Origin of the sequence: Thermomonas sp., from assembly GCF_041905325.1 — a bacterium.
Taxonomy (GTDB): Bacteria; Pseudomonadota; Gammaproteobacteria; order Xanthomonadales; family Xanthomonadaceae; genus Thermomonas.
Genome location: NZ_JAYRLK010000006.1, coordinates 65,362 through 79,126 on the forward strand (window position 1 = coordinate 65,362; position 13,765 = coordinate 79,126).

Annotated in this window: 12 protein-coding genes; 4 read left to right on the top strand and 8 right to left on the bottom strand. The window is 71.3% G+C overall.

The window, feature by feature from the left end; all coding sequences use genetic code 11:
• The first annotated feature begins 5 nt into the window (after nucleotides 1-5).
• Nucleotides 6-1,334 (top strand): TolC family outer membrane protein, encoded by a 1,329-nt coding sequence (locus ACE3OK_RS08320; RefSeq protein WP_374249075.1) that lies wholly within the window; start codon nucleotides 6-8, stop codon nucleotides 1,332-1,334.
• 22 nt (nucleotides 1,335-1,356) lie between these two features.
• Here ACE3OK_RS08320 and waaA read toward each other — a convergent pair whose 3' ends face one another.
• The gene (gene waaA / locus ACE3OK_RS08325; RefSeq protein ID WP_374249076.1) at nucleotides 1,357-2,649 is read right to left on the bottom strand and encodes a lipid IV(A) 3-deoxy-D-manno-octulosonic acid transferase; all 1,293 of its coding nucleotides are present in this window, start codon (nucleotides 2,647-2,649) and stop codon (nucleotides 1,357-1,359) included.
• 43 nt (nucleotides 2,650-2,692) lie between these two features.
• Between waaA and lpxL the strand changes: the two genes are divergently transcribed.
• Nucleotides 2,693-3,601: an LpxL/LpxP family Kdo(2)-lipid IV(A) lauroyl/palmitoleoyl acyltransferase gene (lpxL, locus tag ACE3OK_RS08330; RefSeq protein ID WP_374249077.1), complete on the top strand. Its 909-nt coding sequence runs from the start codon at nucleotides 2,693-2,695 to the stop codon at nucleotides 3,599-3,601.
• On the opposite strand, the gene ACE3OK_RS08335 is transcribed toward lpxL, so the two are convergent.
• Genes ACE3OK_RS08335 through ACE3OK_RS08360 form a run of 6 tightly spaced genes read right to left on the bottom strand, consistent with a single transcriptional unit; the run spans nucleotide 3,592 to nucleotide 8,291 of the window.
• Nucleotides 3,592-4,911 (bottom strand): O-antigen ligase family protein, encoded by a 1,320-nt coding sequence (locus tag ACE3OK_RS08335; RefSeq protein ID WP_374249078.1) that lies wholly within the window; start codon nucleotides 4,909-4,911, stop codon nucleotides 3,592-3,594. The two genes, lpxL and ACE3OK_RS08335, sit on opposite strands and share 10 nt — an antisense overlap.
• Nucleotides 4,908-6,017, bottom strand: coding sequence for a glycosyltransferase (locus ACE3OK_RS08340; protein ID WP_374249079.1), 1,110 nt, complete (start codon nucleotides 6,015-6,017; stop codon nucleotides 4,908-4,910). Before ACE3OK_RS08340 ends, ACE3OK_RS08335 begins: the two co-directional genes overlap by 4 nt.
• A 16-nt stretch (nucleotides 6,018-6,033) precedes the next feature.
• Nucleotides 6,034-6,237, bottom strand: a complete 204-nt coding sequence (locus tag ACE3OK_RS08345; protein ID WP_374249080.1) for a zinc-finger domain-containing protein — start codon at nucleotides 6,235-6,237, stop codon at nucleotides 6,034-6,036.
• A gap of 58 nt (nucleotides 6,238-6,295) precedes the next feature.
• Nucleotides 6,296-7,000 (bottom strand): pirin family protein, encoded by a 705-nt coding sequence (locus tag ACE3OK_RS08350; RefSeq protein WP_374249081.1) that lies wholly within the window; start codon nucleotides 6,998-7,000, stop codon nucleotides 6,296-6,298.
• Nucleotides 7,001-7,004: 4 nt separating this feature from the next.
• The gene (locus ACE3OK_RS08355; protein WP_374249082.1) at nucleotides 7,005-7,643 is read right to left on the bottom strand and encodes a YceI family protein; all 639 of its coding nucleotides are present in this window, start codon (nucleotides 7,641-7,643) and stop codon (nucleotides 7,005-7,007) included.
• 57 nt (nucleotides 7,644-7,700) lie between these two features.
• On the bottom strand, nucleotides 7,701-8,291 hold the full coding sequence (locus ACE3OK_RS08360) for a malonic semialdehyde reductase (protein WP_374249083.1): 591 nt from the start codon (nucleotides 8,289-8,291) through the stop codon (nucleotides 7,701-7,703).
• Between the two features lie 92 nt (nucleotides 8,292-8,383).
• On the opposite strand from ACE3OK_RS08360, the gene ACE3OK_RS08365 reads away from it, so the two are divergent.
• Nucleotides 8,384-9,361 carry a mitochondrial fission ELM1 family protein gene (locus ACE3OK_RS08365; RefSeq protein ID WP_374249084.1) on the top strand — a complete coding sequence of 326 codons (978 nt, stop codon included), beginning with the start codon at nucleotides 8,384-8,386 and terminating at the stop codon, nucleotides 9,359-9,361.
• 49 nt (nucleotides 9,362-9,410) lie between these two features.
• Here ACE3OK_RS08365 and glnE read toward each other — a convergent pair whose 3' ends face one another.
• On the bottom strand, nucleotides 9,411-12,221 hold the full coding sequence (gene glnE / locus ACE3OK_RS08370) for a bifunctional [glutamate--ammonia ligase]-adenylyl-L-tyrosine phosphorylase/[glutamate--ammonia-ligase] adenylyltransferase (RefSeq protein WP_374249085.1): 2,811 nt from the start codon (nucleotides 12,219-12,221) through the stop codon (nucleotides 9,411-9,413).
• A 44-nt stretch (nucleotides 12,222-12,265) separates the two neighbouring features.
• On the opposite strand from glnE, the gene ACE3OK_RS08375 reads away from it, so the two are divergent.
• Nucleotides 12,266-13,753 carry an AAA family ATPase gene (locus tag ACE3OK_RS08375; RefSeq protein ID WP_374249086.1) on the top strand — a complete coding sequence of 496 codons (1,488 nt, stop codon included), beginning with the start codon at nucleotides 12,266-12,268 and terminating at the stop codon, nucleotides 13,751-13,753.
• Nucleotides 13,754-13,765: the final 12 nt, after the last annotated feature.

A 13,765-nucleotide genomic window follows, 5' to 3' on the forward strand; every position in this document is an offset into this window, starting at 1 on the left:
CCCCCATGTCGCGTCGCCCGCTTGCCCTTGCCCTTGCCCTTGTCCTGTTGCCCATCGCGGCGCACGCCGACGACCTGCTGCAGAGCTACCAGAACGCACGCAGCAGCGACCCGCAGTACGCGGCTGCCACTGCCAATCGCGCGGCGACGGCCGAGCGCCCGGTGCAGGCGCGCGCCCTGCTGCTGCCCAACGTCAACGGTTCGGTGGGCGCCAACCGCGTCGACCACGGGGCCGGCGGCGTGCGCACCGGCTCGTGGGGGGTGAACCTGCAACAGTCGCTGTTCAATTTCGGCAGCTATTCCAACCTGAAGGGCGCGCAGGCCGCCGACCGGGCCGGTGGCTTCTCGCTGGAAGCCGCCGGGCAGACCCTCATCACCCGCACCTCCGCCGCCTACTTCAACGTGCTGGTGCAGTTGGAGACGCTGTCCGCCGCCGAGGCCGCCGAGGCCGCGCTGAAGAAGCAGTTCGACTTCGCCAGCAAGCGCCTGGAGGTGGGGCTGGCCCCGATCACCGACGTCTACGAAGCCCGCGCCCAGTACGATGGCGCCCGCGCCAACACCCTGCTGGCGCGCAACGCCGTGCAGGACGCCTACCAGGCCCTGCTGGAAATCACCGGTACCCCGGTGGCCAACCTCAAGGGCCTGCCGGATGACTTCCAGCCGGCCTTGCCGGCGGAAAAGGGCGTCGCCGACTGGGTGGCCAGCGCACTGGCCACCAACCCCACCCTGAAGGCGCAGCAGGCCAGCCTGGAAGCGGCCGAAGCCGGCGTCTCCGGCGCCCGTGCCGGCCACCTGCCCACGCTGGGCCTGCAAGCCTCGTACGGCAAGGCCATCCCCGGCCTGTACGACCCGGCCTTCATCGGCACCAACAAAGCCTCCACCAGCGTCGGCCTGAGCCTGAGCATCCCCATCTTCGCCGGTGGCGCCACCCAGTCCAACGTGCGCAGCGCGCTGGCCCAGCGCGACGCCGCCGCCGACGCGGTGGAGCAGACCCGGCGCGGGATCGAACGCAGCACCCGCGGTGCCTACCAGGCCCTGCTGGCCGGCATCAGCGAAGTGGAAGCACGCCGGCTGGCGCTGGTCTCCGCGCAGAAGGCCTACGACGCCTCGCAGGTCGGTCTGGAAGTGGGTACCCGTACCGTGCTCGACGTGCTGAACAACCAGCGCACCCTGTTCTCCGCGCAGCAGGCCTTCGCACAGGCCAAGTACAACTTCCTGCAAAGCAGGCTGCTGTTGGAGCAGGCCGCCGGCACGCTGGACGTGTCCGATGTCGAAGACGTCAACCGCCTGCTGACCACCGACAAGGCGCTCGACAAGACCCTGGCCACGCGCTGACCGGCGCGTTTCCCGGGGCCGGCTACGCCGGCGGCAGCGCCGGCGCGATCAGGGCCAGCGTGCGCGCCAGCGCGCCGCGGCCCTCGGCCAGCAGGCGCGCGGCATTGGCGCTCATCCGCGCGCGCGCGCCGGCATCGTCGAACAGCGCACGCAGCGCCGTTGCCAATGCCGCCGCGTCGTCCACCAGCCGCATCGCCCCGGCTTCGCGCAGGCGCTTGGCGATGTCGGCGAAATTGTGCAGGTGCGGGCCGCTGAGGATGGCGGTGCCGGTGGCGGCCGGCTCCAGCAGGTTGTGCCCGCCGATCGCCTGCAGGCTGCCGCCGACGAAGGCGACCTGCGCACAGGCATAGAAGCGCAGCAGCTCGCCCAGGGTATCGATCACGAAGACCGCATCGCCGGGCCCCGGCCACTGCGCCTCGCTGCGGGTCGCGGTGGCAAAGCCCGCCTCGCGCGCGCGCGCGGCCACCGCCCGAAACCGCTCCGGGTGCCGCGGCGCCCACAGCAGCAGGGCATCGGGATGGCTTTGCCGCAGCACGCGGTGCGCTTCCAGCACCGGGGCCTCCTCGTCTTCGTGGGTGCTGGCGGCGATCCACACCGGCCGCGCCGCGCCCAGGCGCTCGCGAAACCCGGCCACGAACGCTGCGGCATCCACCGGGCGCATGTCGAACTTGAGATTGCCGCCCACCTGCACCCGCGCGGGTGCCGCCCCCAACCGCACGAACCGCGCCGCATCCTCCGGTGATTGCGCCGCCACCAATTGCACGCCGGCCAGCGCCCGCCGCAGCAGCGGTGCCAGCACCCGGTAGCCGCGCAGCGAGCGCGCCGACAGCCGCGCATTGAGGACATGCACGGGAATGCCGCGATCGCGGCAACCGAACAGCAGGTTCGGCCACAGCTCGGTTTCCACGATCAGCGCCAGCGCCGGGCGGAAGCCGTCGAGGAAACGCCCCACCGCGCCGGGCAGGTCGTAGGGCAGGTACACATGGGTCACGGCATCGCCCCACAACGTGCGCACGCGCTCGGAACCGGTGGGGGTGATGGTGGTCACCACCAGCGGCACCTCCGGACGCTGTGCACGCAGCGCGTCCACCAGCGGCGCCGCCGCGTTGACCTCGCCCACCGACACGGCATGCAGCCACACCGGCGCACTCCCGCCGGCAGCAGGGTAGCTGGCATAACGCTCGCCCCAGCGCAGGAAATAGGCACGCTGGCGGAAACCACGCCAGACCAGGTGGTACAGCATGATCGGTGCCAGCAGGTACCACGTGGCCGAATACAGGCCACGCAGCACGCGTTCGGTGAAAGTGGCCTGCATGCGGCAAGGATAACCAAGCGATGCCGCCCGGTAGAATCCCCGCATGGCTTCGCCCCCGCTTCCACGTCCGCCCTGCACGCCGCGCCACTGGCCGGTGTGGCTGGGCGTGGGCCTGTGCATGGTGCTGGCGCGGCTGCCCTGGGGCCTGCAGCGCGTGCTGGGCGCCGCCATCGGCGGATTGGCGCTGCGCCTGCTGCCGGACCGCCGCGAGGCGGCGCGCACCAACCTGGCGCTGTGCCTGCCGGAGCTGGACGACGCCGCGCGCGAGGTCCTGCTGCGGGCCAACTTCCGCGACGTCGGCATCGGCCTGTTCGAATTCGCGCGCGCCTGGTGGGGAGACGTCGCGCCGATGCGCGCCACTGCGCGCATCGAGGGGCTGGACATCCTCCAGCGCCTGCAGGCCGAGGGCCGCGGCGTGCTGCTGGTGTCCGGCCACTTCATGACCCTGGAGCTGTGCGGCCGGCTGCTGTGCGACCACGTGCCGCTGGCCGGCATGTATCGCAAGCACCGCAGCCCGGTGATGGAATGGGCCGTGCTGCGCGGCCGCCTGCGCTACGCCAGCGCGATGTTCGGCAACGGCGACACCCGTGCGGCGATCCGCCACCTCAAGCGCGGCGGCGTGCTCTGGTACGCACCGGACCAGGACATGCGCGGCAAGGACACCGTGTTCGCGCCGTTCTTCGGCATCCCCGCCGCCACCATCACCGCCACCCACCAGTTCGCGCGGATGACCGGCTGCGCCGTGGTGCCGTTCTTCCATCGCCGCGAGGGCGACCGCTACGTGCTGCAGGTCGGCGCGCCGCTGGCGCCGTTCCCCACCGAGGATGCGGTCGCGGACAGCGCACGGGTGAATGCCGCCATCGAAGCGATGGTGCGCGCGGCACCGTCGCAGTACCTGTGGCTGCACCGCCGCTTCAAGCGCCAACCGGATGGCGTCTCGCGCTACCGCTGAGGCGGCTGGCGCAGATCCACGCCCCCCCACAGGCTGCCGGCATACAGCCCCGCCAGCAGCAGCAACGCGCCCCCCCAGAAACTGGAATACGCGGCCAGATGGGTGTTCAGCGGAAACGTGCTGGCCACCAGCGCCTGCAGCGCCGGCCGCGTGCGCTCACGCGCCTGCGCATCGGCGTAACGCCACGCCCGCGCCAACTGCGCGACCGCGGCCAGCCACAGCAACAATCCGATGATGCCGGTTTCGCTGAGCACCTCCAGCACCAGCTGATGTGCATGCAGGGCCGGCCCGCTGCCCCAGGCCGGCGATGTTGCCGTCGCCGGATCGCAGGCCGGCCATGCCTCGCGGAAACCGCGCACGCCGACGCCATTGACGGGATGCTGGCGGACCATGCACCACGCCGCCGTCCAGATCCGCACCCGCCCGGACAATGCCGCATCCACCCCGGCGGTATCCGCCGACAGCGCCTGCGCGGTGCGCTGCACGCGCTCCCCCACCTGCGCCGAGCCCACACTGGCCGCCGCCAATGCCAGCGCGCCCGCCACGCCCAGCACCGCCAGCCAGCGCCAGCCGAGTGCGCGCAGGCCACTCCAGGCGAGCACCAGCGCAAAGGTGAGCCACGCCGCGCGCGAACCGGCCAGCATCACCACCAGCCCCAATGCCGCCGCCACCAGCAGCCAGCCCCCGCGCCCCAGCCTGCGCCAGGCGAGGTCCAGCACGAACGGCGACAAGCTGGCCAGCACGATCCCCAGCTTGGGGTTGCATGGCCCCAGCACCCCGGCCAGCCGCACTGCTTCCGCCGCACGCAAACCGGTGCAGCGCGGCGGGATGCCCAGCAGTTGCCGCACCTGCTCCAGCAGCCAGTACAGCGGACTGGTGCCCAGCGCGACATCCAGCAGCGCGTCGGCGGCCCATGCACCGGCGATGAGGGCGATCCCGGCAAACACCCGCCGGCGTCCCGGCACATCCGCCACGGCCACCGCCACCAGCCACAGGAAGGGCAGGTAGCGCAGGTCCAGCAGGGTTTCGTGCCACGCCTGCCGCCGGTCCAGCGCATCCAGCGCGGACACCGCCTCCGGCAGCCAATACCCCAGGAACACCACGGCGACCAATGCCAGCACCGCCGGCCCCGGCTGCGCGATCTGCCGGCGTCCGCGCGGCGTCAGCCACCACAGGAACGTGCCCAGCGCACCCAGCGACAGCAGCGCCTCGGCCACCCCCGGCAGCGGCCAGGCCGCCACCACCACCAGCACCCAGACGCTGGCCAGTTGCGGCATGGGGGCTGGCGAACCGGCGGCTGCCGCGTTCACGCATCCACCATCGACTGGTACAAGGACAAGGTCGCCTGCTGCATGGCGTGCAGGGTATACGGCGACGCCGGCAGGCGGGAAGGCGGCCGCGCCAGCAACGCCTGCGCACGCTGCGCCAACGCCGCAGCATCGAACGCATCCACCGCGCCCTCCGGTTGCAGCTCGGCCAACAACTCGCCCACGCCGCCGTGCGCCCAGCCGAGGACCGGACGGCCCACCGCCAGCGCTTCGATCACCGTGCGCCCGAACGCCTCGGGCCTGCGCGACAACTGCAACACCAGATCGCAGGCGGCATACGCGCCGGCGATGGCATCGGTGGCTTCACCCGGCACCACGGCATCCCCCACCCCGGCGGTCGCCGCCACGCGCGCAAGTTCGGCCGCATAGCCGGCACGCCCCGGCTGCCGCACGCCGGGCATCCACAGCCGCGCATCCAATCCGTCAGCACGCAGGCGCGCCAGCAGGGTGATCGCATCGGCATGCCCCTTCAAGCGGCTGCCGCGCCCCGGCAGCAACAACAACGGGCCACGCCCCCCCAGCTGCGGAAACCGCTGCGCCACCTGCGCACGCGCAGCACGGTCCGGCCACGGGGTCGCGGGGAACGCCAGCGGGTCGATGCCACGCGGAATCACCCGCAGCCGCGCCGGGTCGGTGCGCGGGTAATGCCGCAGCACATGCGCGCGCACCGTGTTCGACACGCACACCACCTGCTCGCCACGCGCCATGATCGCGCTGTAGCGCGATGGCGAATTCAACCCGTGCACGGTGGTGACGAAGCGAGGCCGTCGCGCCGCCGGCATCCCGCGCAGGGCCAGCCAACCCAACCATGCCGGCAGCCGCGAACGCGCATGCACGATGTCGGCATCCGCGAACAACCGGCGCAACGCCGGCAAGTGCCGCAGCGTCCACGGGGATTTGCTGCCGATGGCCAGCCGCACGTGCTGCGCGCCCAAGGCTTCCAGCGCCGGCTGCAACCGCCCGCCCGCCGACACCACGATGGCGCGATGGCCCGCCTGCACCAGCGCGGCGGCGATCTCGATGCAGGAACGTTCCACGCCACCGGCTTGCAGCGCCGGCAGCAACTGCACCACGGTCAGGCGGCGCATCGGCGGCGACGCAGGCTCAATCGATCAGGACGTACTGGGTGCCGCAATACGGGCACTGGCTGTGCCCGCCTTCGTTTTCGATCGGCAGGTAGACGCGCGGGTGCTCGTTCCACACCGCCTGCGACGGCAACGGGCAGCTCAGCGGCAGGTCGGCACGCCGCACCTCGTGGCGCTGCTGCGGCTTGGCGGCGATGGAGGCGGTACGGACGGGCTCGGCCATGGCGATGCAAACGGTTGCGGAAACCGCGCCAGTTTACCAGCGCGTCCCGTCGCGCGGCTCAGACCGGCAATTCGAACAGCAACACGTCGGCCATCTCCACGCCCTGCACGGCCAGCATCGCGGCCTCGTCCACGACACCCAGCGCAGCACCGGCGTCCAGCGTGCGCCCGTCCAGGGTCACCACGCCGGTGGCGACGTGCAGCCAGTAACGCCGCCCCGCCGCCAGCATGGCCGTGACCTGCTCACCCGCGCCCAGGCGCACCGCGCGCAAGACCGCCTGCTGGCGGATGGCGATGGACCCGTCGACGCCATCGGGCGAGGCCAACGTGACCCAGCGCCCGCGCCGATCGTCCGCCGCGAAGTGCTGTTGCGCGTAGGCCGGCTGATGGTTCAGGCGCTCCGGCTGGATCCAGATCTGCAGGAAATGCACCGACGCGGCGTCGGAGCCGTTGTACTCGCTGTGCTCGATGCCGTGGCCGGCGCTCATCCACTGCACGTCGCCGGCGCGGATCACGCCGGCGTTGCCGCCGCTGTCCTTGTGCGCAAGCGCGCCGTCCAGCACCACGCTGATGATCTCCATGTTGGCGTGGCGGTGCGTGGCGAACCCGCCGCCGGGGGCGACGGTGTCGTCGTTGATGACGCGCAGCACGCCGAAGCCCATCCACGCCGGGTCGTAGTAATGGCCGAAGGAGAAGGTGTGCCGGCTGTCCAGCCAGTCCAGCGACACGTGGCCGCGCGCGGCGGCCGGGCGTTCGATGCGCATCACCTTACTCCTTGCCGGCCACCGCCGGCAGCGACCCTTCCGTGGTGATGCGCAACCGCACTTCGTCGCTCACCGCCGGCGCAAACGCACCCACCCCGAAATCGCTGCGCTTGAGCGTGGCGGTGGCGGAGAACCCGATCGCCTGCTGGCCGGTCATCCCGTGCTTGCCGGCGCCGTTCAAGGTCACGTCCAGCGTGACCGGCTTGCTGACATCCTTGATGGTCAACATCCCGGTCACGATGAATTTGTTGCCACCGGCGGGTTTGACCTCGGTGCTCCGGAAGCGGGCCTGCGGGAACCGGGCGACATCGAAGAAATCGGCCTTCTTCAGATGCGCGTCCAATGCCGGCACGAAGGTGTCGATGGCCGCCATCGGCAGCGTCACGTCGACGCTGGACTTGCCCGCATCGGTGGCGTCGAACACCAGCGTGCCAGCGTCGATGTGGAAATCGGCGCTGGGTTGCGAGAACCCGAAGTGCGTCCACTGCACCAGCACGTTGGTGTGGTCCGGGTCCAGCCGGTAAGTGCCGGACACCGCGGCGATGGCGGCGGGCGCGGCCACCGCAGGCGCGGCGGGCGTGCCGTAGGCGGCAAGACTGGCGGCGACGGCCAGCGAGAGCAACAGGGTGCGGGTGGTGTTCATCGGACAGGCTCCGGGGTGGTGCGTGATCGGGCGTGATCGGGGGCGGACAAACGCGGATCAGGCGATGCGGCAGGCTTCGTCGAAGCCCAGCCGCGGGGAACGCGGGAAGATGCTGGCGGGGTCGCCGTGGCCGAGGTTGACCAGGATGTTGGAGCGGATCGGCGTGCCGGCGAAGAAGGCCTCGTCGACCTTGGCGTTGTCGAAGCCGGTCATCGGGCCGCAATCCAGGCCCAGCGAGCGCGCGGCCAGGATCAGGTAGGCGGTCTGCAGCGCGCTGCTGCGCATCGCCACCCACGCCAGGTTGGCTTCGTCGCGGTGCTCGAACCACGGCTTGGCGTCGGTGTGCGGGAACAGCACCGGCAGCTTGTCGAAGAAGCGCATGTCGTAGCCGACGATGGCCACCACCGGTGCCGCCATGGTCTTCTTGTAATTGCCCTCGGACAGTGCCGGCCCCAGCTTGGCCTTGGCCTCGTCCGACTTCACGAACACGATGCGCGCCGGCGTGGTGTTGGCCTCGGTGGGACCGAACTTCAGCAGGTCGTAGAGCTTGCGCAGGGTCTCGTCCGATACCTCGCCGCTGAAGGCGTTGTAGGTGCGTGCGGTGCGGAACAATTGGTCGAGGGCGGCATCGTTCAAGGACTGGCTCATGGCATGCTCTGCGCAGTGGGTGGATTGATGCACAGTGTATAGTTCCACAAGCGTCGTTAATACAGCATATTCGGAACGAATTGATACGAATCATGCAACAATTGGACGCCACCTCCGGCCCCTCCCGCATCTGCGCCGTGCACGACGGCCGCGCCGGCAACGCACGTCAGGCGCTGGCGCTGGCACGCGCACTGGACGCCCGCGCCGGAGACACCGCATTGCAGCCCGGCGCGCTGGCACGCTGGCTGGCACCCCGCCGCTGGCCGCTGCCGCCGCCCTCGCTGGGGCCGGCCTTCGCGGCGCTGCGCCACGCCCCGCCGGCGCTGGCCATCGGCTGCGGACGCCAGGCCGCGCTGGCCACGCGCCTGCTGCGCGAGCGCGGCAGTCGCGCGGTGCAGATCCTCGACCCACGCATCGCGCCGCAGCACTGGGATCTGCTGATCGTCCCCGAACACGACCGCCTGCGCGGCGACCACGTGGTGCCGATGGTCGGCAGCCTGCACCCGGTGGACGACGACTACCTGCTGTGCGCGATTTCCGCCTTTCCCGCGCTGTCGATGCTGCCCACTCCGCATACCGTGCTGCTGGTCGGCGGCCCCAGCCGCCAGGCCGCCTTCACCGATGCCGGCTTCGAGGCCCTGCTGCAACGACTGGCGGCGCAGGCGCGGGTGGAAGGCGGCAGCTTCAGCGCAATCGCCTCGCGACGCACACCCCCGGCATGGCGCGCGGCCTTGGGCCGGGTGGATGCGGCGATCGCCGGGCTGCGCTGGCGCGACACCGGCGACGGCCCCAACCCGTATGCCGGCCTGCTGGCCAATGCCGACCGGCTGGTGTGCACGCCGGAATCGGTGAACATGCTCAGCGAGGCGGCGGCCACCCACGCGCCCGTGTTCGCGTGGGCTGTCGACACCGTGCAGGGCCGCCCACGCGCCTTCGTCGATGGCTTGCAGGCACGCGGCCGCGTGCGGCCGCTGGATGATGCGCTGGCGCAGTTCGACGCCGCACCGCTGCGCGAAACCGAGCGCGTGGCGGCGATCGTGCGGCAGCGCCTGTCCTTGCCCGTGCCGTGACCGCGTGGTCGCGGGTGGCTGCGCGCCCGCGCATCGCAGCCGGGCCGGTTCAGTCCGTGTCCGCCGCCGGCCCGCAGGCACTGCCCCCCAGCCCCTGCGCCACGAACGCGGCGTGGATGGCCGCACTGGCCCCCGATACCTGCGCATCGCGCGCGGCGCGGCGCGGGCGACGATCCAGCGTGCAGCGCAGGCCGGTGTCCAACAGCGCCGCGTGTGCTGCCACCAGCGCAGCCCGGGTGTCGGCATCCAGGCTGCCGGCCTGCTCCGCGGCCGCCAGCAAGGCCGGGGTGGCGCGCGGTTGCAGCAGCGCCGGGTGGCGCGCGGCATCGCGCAGCACGCAGTACTGCAACAGGAACTCCAGGTCCACCAGCCCGCCGTCGCCCTGCTTCAGGTCCAGCAGCGCGGCATCGCTGCGGTCCAGCTCGGCACGCATGCGCGCGCGCATCGCCGCCACGTCCCGCGCCAGCGCCGCCGCATCACGCGGCCGTGCCAGCACCTCGGCACGCACCGCCTCGAATGCCGCCGCCAACGTCGCGTCGCCGGCCAGCGCGCGCGCGCGCACCAGCGCCTGGTGCTCCCATGTCCACGCACGCTGGCGCTGGTAGTCGGCATAACTGGCCAGGCTCGACACCAGCAGGCCCTTGGCACCGTCCGGGCGCAACCGCACATCCACGTCGAACAAGCGCCCGGCACCGGTGCGCACGCCGAGCAGGGCGACGATTTTCTGGCCCAGCCGCGCATACCAGCGCGGCGCATCCAGTGGCCGCGGGCCGTCGGACAACGCATCGGCCGGGGCATCGAACAGGAACACCAAATCGAGGTCGGAGCCGAAGCCCAGCTCCTCGCCTCCCACCGTGCCATACCCCAGTACGGCAAAGCGGCCACCGGCGATGTCGCCATGCGCGCCGCGCAGTTCGTCGGTGGCCAGCCGCAACACGCAGGCGACCACCGCATCGGCCAGCCACGCCAGATGCTGCGCACAGGCGCGTGCGTCCATGCGCCCGTCCAGCAGCGCCAGCGCGAAACGGAAACTCAGCGCCTGCCGCACTTCGTTCAACGCATCCAGCGAGGCCTCGGTGTCGCCCTCGCGCAAGGCCGCGTGGCATTGCCCGTGCATCGCCGCCGCGTCCGGCAGTTCCCCACCCACGCGCACGTCCAGCAACTCATCCAGCAACAGCGGATACGCCGCCAGGCGTTCCCCCAGCAGCGCGCTGCGCGCCAGCGCGCCCACCAGCCGCGCCAATGCCGCCGGTTGCTCGTCCAGCAAGGCCAGGTAGCTGGACCGCCGCAGCACCGTACGCAGCAGCGGCAACACCCGCCGCAGCACCGCATCCGGCTGCGCGGTGGCGGCGGCCTGCTGCAACAGCGCCGGCAGCACGCGATCCAGCCGCGCACGCGCGGCGTCGGACAGATCGCCCACGCCTGGACTGCGGGCGAACTCGCACAGGCTGGCATGCAATTCGCCGGCATGGTCGAACCCGCCGGCCTCCAGTTGCGCGGCATCCCCATGCGCCGGCAGTGCCCGCCAATACGCCGCCAGCGCACCCTCGTCGCCCACGCGCCGCCGCCGAGGTGCCAGCAACGCGCCGAACTCCTCCGCCACTTTCGCCCGCTGCACCGCCAGGGCCGCATCCAGCGCCGCCCAGTCTCGATACCCCAGCCCGGCGGCAAGACGCGCACGCGCCACCGCGTCCTCCGGCAGCGCGTACGTCTGCGCATCGGCCAGCATTTGCAGGCGGTTTTCCAGCCGCCGCAGGAACCGGTAGGCCGCCGCCAGCGCCGTCGCCGCCGCCGTGTCCATGTGCCCGGCCGCGGCCAGTGCACGCAGGGTGGGCAGCAACCCGCGCCGCCGCAAGGCCGGCTCGCGGCCGCCACGGATCAGTTGCAGCGCCTGCGCCAGGAACTCGATCTCGCGAATGCCGCCCGGCCCGCGCTTGATGTCGTCGGCCATGTCCTTGCGCGCCACTTCGGCGGCGATCAACGCCTTCATCGCGCGCAGGCCATCCAGCGCGCCGTAATCCAGATAGCGCCGGTACACGAACGGTTGCAGCCCCGCCAGCAGGCGTTCACCGGCCGCCAGGTCACCGGCCACCGGCCGTGCCTTCTGCCAGGCGTAGCGCTCCCAGTCGCGGCCCTCGCGCTGGAAATACAACTCCATCGCGGCGCACGACAGTGCCACCCGCCCGGCGTTGCCGAACGGCCGCAGGCGCAGGTCGACGCGATGGCAGAAACCGTCCGCGGTCACCTCGTCCAGCAATTTCGCCAGTTGCTGGCCCAGCCGCGCGAAATAATCCTGCGCATGCAGGCTGCGCGCGCCATCGGATTCGCCTTCGTGTTCGTAGGCGTACACGAGGTCGATGTCGGAACTGAAATTCAGCTCGCGCCCGCCCAGCTTGCCGAGACCGAACACCACCAGCCGCTGCGGTGCGCCGTCGGCATCGCGCACCACGCCAAAGCGCCGCGCGAAGTCGGTTTCCAGCGCGTCCAGGGCCAGCCGCAGGCAGGTTTCCGCCAGCGCGCTGCTGCCGGCGAGGATCTCTTCGACATCGGCACCGTCGACCACGTCGCGCCACACCAGCCGGGCCGATTCCGCCTGCCGGTAGCGGCGCAGCAGGCGCGCCCATTCGCCCGGGACATCCGCCTCCAGCAGCGGTGCCGGCACCGGCGTCGCCGCGTCGTCCAGCAACGCCCCCGGCAGCGCCGGCTGCCGGAGGAACACGTCGATGGCGAAATCGCTGGCCATCGCCAACCGCCCCAACCGCGCCTGCGCCGCCTCCGGCACCACGCACCCGGCCGCGCGCAGGCGCTGCAACGCGCGCGTGGCGTGGGCCTGCAACTCGATCGCATGTGCTTGGTCCATGCCGCGATTGTGGCATCGTCCATGCGCCAGTATCGTGGACGGCCATGAGCGAATTGCTGGATCTCGTAGCCCTGATCCGCGCGGAAACCCCGCTGCTGGTGATCGAAACCCCCGACGAAACCCGGGTGATGGACCTGTTCCGCCAATCGCTGATGCACACGTGGCGCGCGCTGTACCGCTGGAGCGTGACCGAAGGCCTGCGCCGGCTGGACATGGACCGGGAAGACGCAGCCACCACCGCACCCGACCTCAGCGCCACCCTGCGCGAGATCCGCGATGCCCGCCAGCGCGGCATCTACCTGCTGCTGGATGCCACCCCCTATCTGGGTTATGCCAGCTACCAGCGCGCCCTGCGCGACATCATCCAGCGCCGCGACTGCCAGCCGCACGTGGTGGCGATGGTGGGCACCCGGGTGGAGCTGCCGGAAGCACTGGAGCCGTTCGCGGTGCGCTTCTCGCTGCAACTGCCCGACGCCAATGCGCTGCTGAAGATGGTGAAGGAGGAGGCCGCCGCCTACGCCACCGAGCATGGCGGGCGGCGAGTGGAAGTGGATGCCGACGCCGTGCGCCAGATCGTGCGCAACCTGCGCGGCATGAGCCTGGTGGATGCGCGCCGCATCGCCCGCCATCTGATCTTCCGCGATGGCGCACTGGGCACGCATGACCTGCCGGAGCTGGCGCGGTTGAAGTTCGAGCTGCTCAACAAAAGCGGCCACCTGCATTACGAATACGACACCGCGCAATTTGCCGACGTCGGCGGCGCCGCGCGCCTGAAGCGCTGGGTGGAACAGCGCCGTCCGGTGTTCGTGCAGGAGCCGCCCCCGCCCGGGTTGGAACCTCCCAAGGGCATGCTGTTGCTGGGCGTGCAAGGCTGCGGGAAATCCATGGTGGCCAAGGCCGTGGCCGGTGGGTTCGGCGTGCCGCTGGTGCGGCTTGACTTCGGCACGCTCTACGACAAATACCAAGGCGAAACCGAGAAGAACCTGCGCGAGGCGCTGGCCTCTACCGAGCAGCTTGCGCCCTGCGTGCTGTGGATCGACGAAATCGAAAAGGCGCTGGCGACCGACGGCGGCGACACCGATGGCGGCCTGTCGCGACGCGTGCTGGGCTACCTGCTGACCTGGATGGCCGAACGCAAATCACGCGTCTTCCTCGTCGCCACCGCCAACCAGGTCCAGCAATTGCCGGCCGAACTGCTGCGCAAGGGCCGCTTCGACGAAATCTTCTTCGTCGATCTGCCCGATGCCGCCACCCGCGCCGAGATCTTCGCCCTGCACCTGGATCGCCGCAAACTCCCGCGCGAGGGCATCGACGTGTCGGCGCTGGCGGCGGCGGCCAACGGTTTTTCGGGCGCCGAAATCGAGCAGGTCATCGTCAGCGCGCTGTATGCCGCGCACGCCGCGCACGCCGCACTGGACACCGCCCTGCTGATGCAAGCCCTGCGCGACACCCGCCCGCTGTCGGTGGTGATGGCCGAACAAGTGCAGGCGCTGCGCGACTGGGCGCTGCCGCGCACGGTGCCGGCGCACTGACCCACCGCCCCG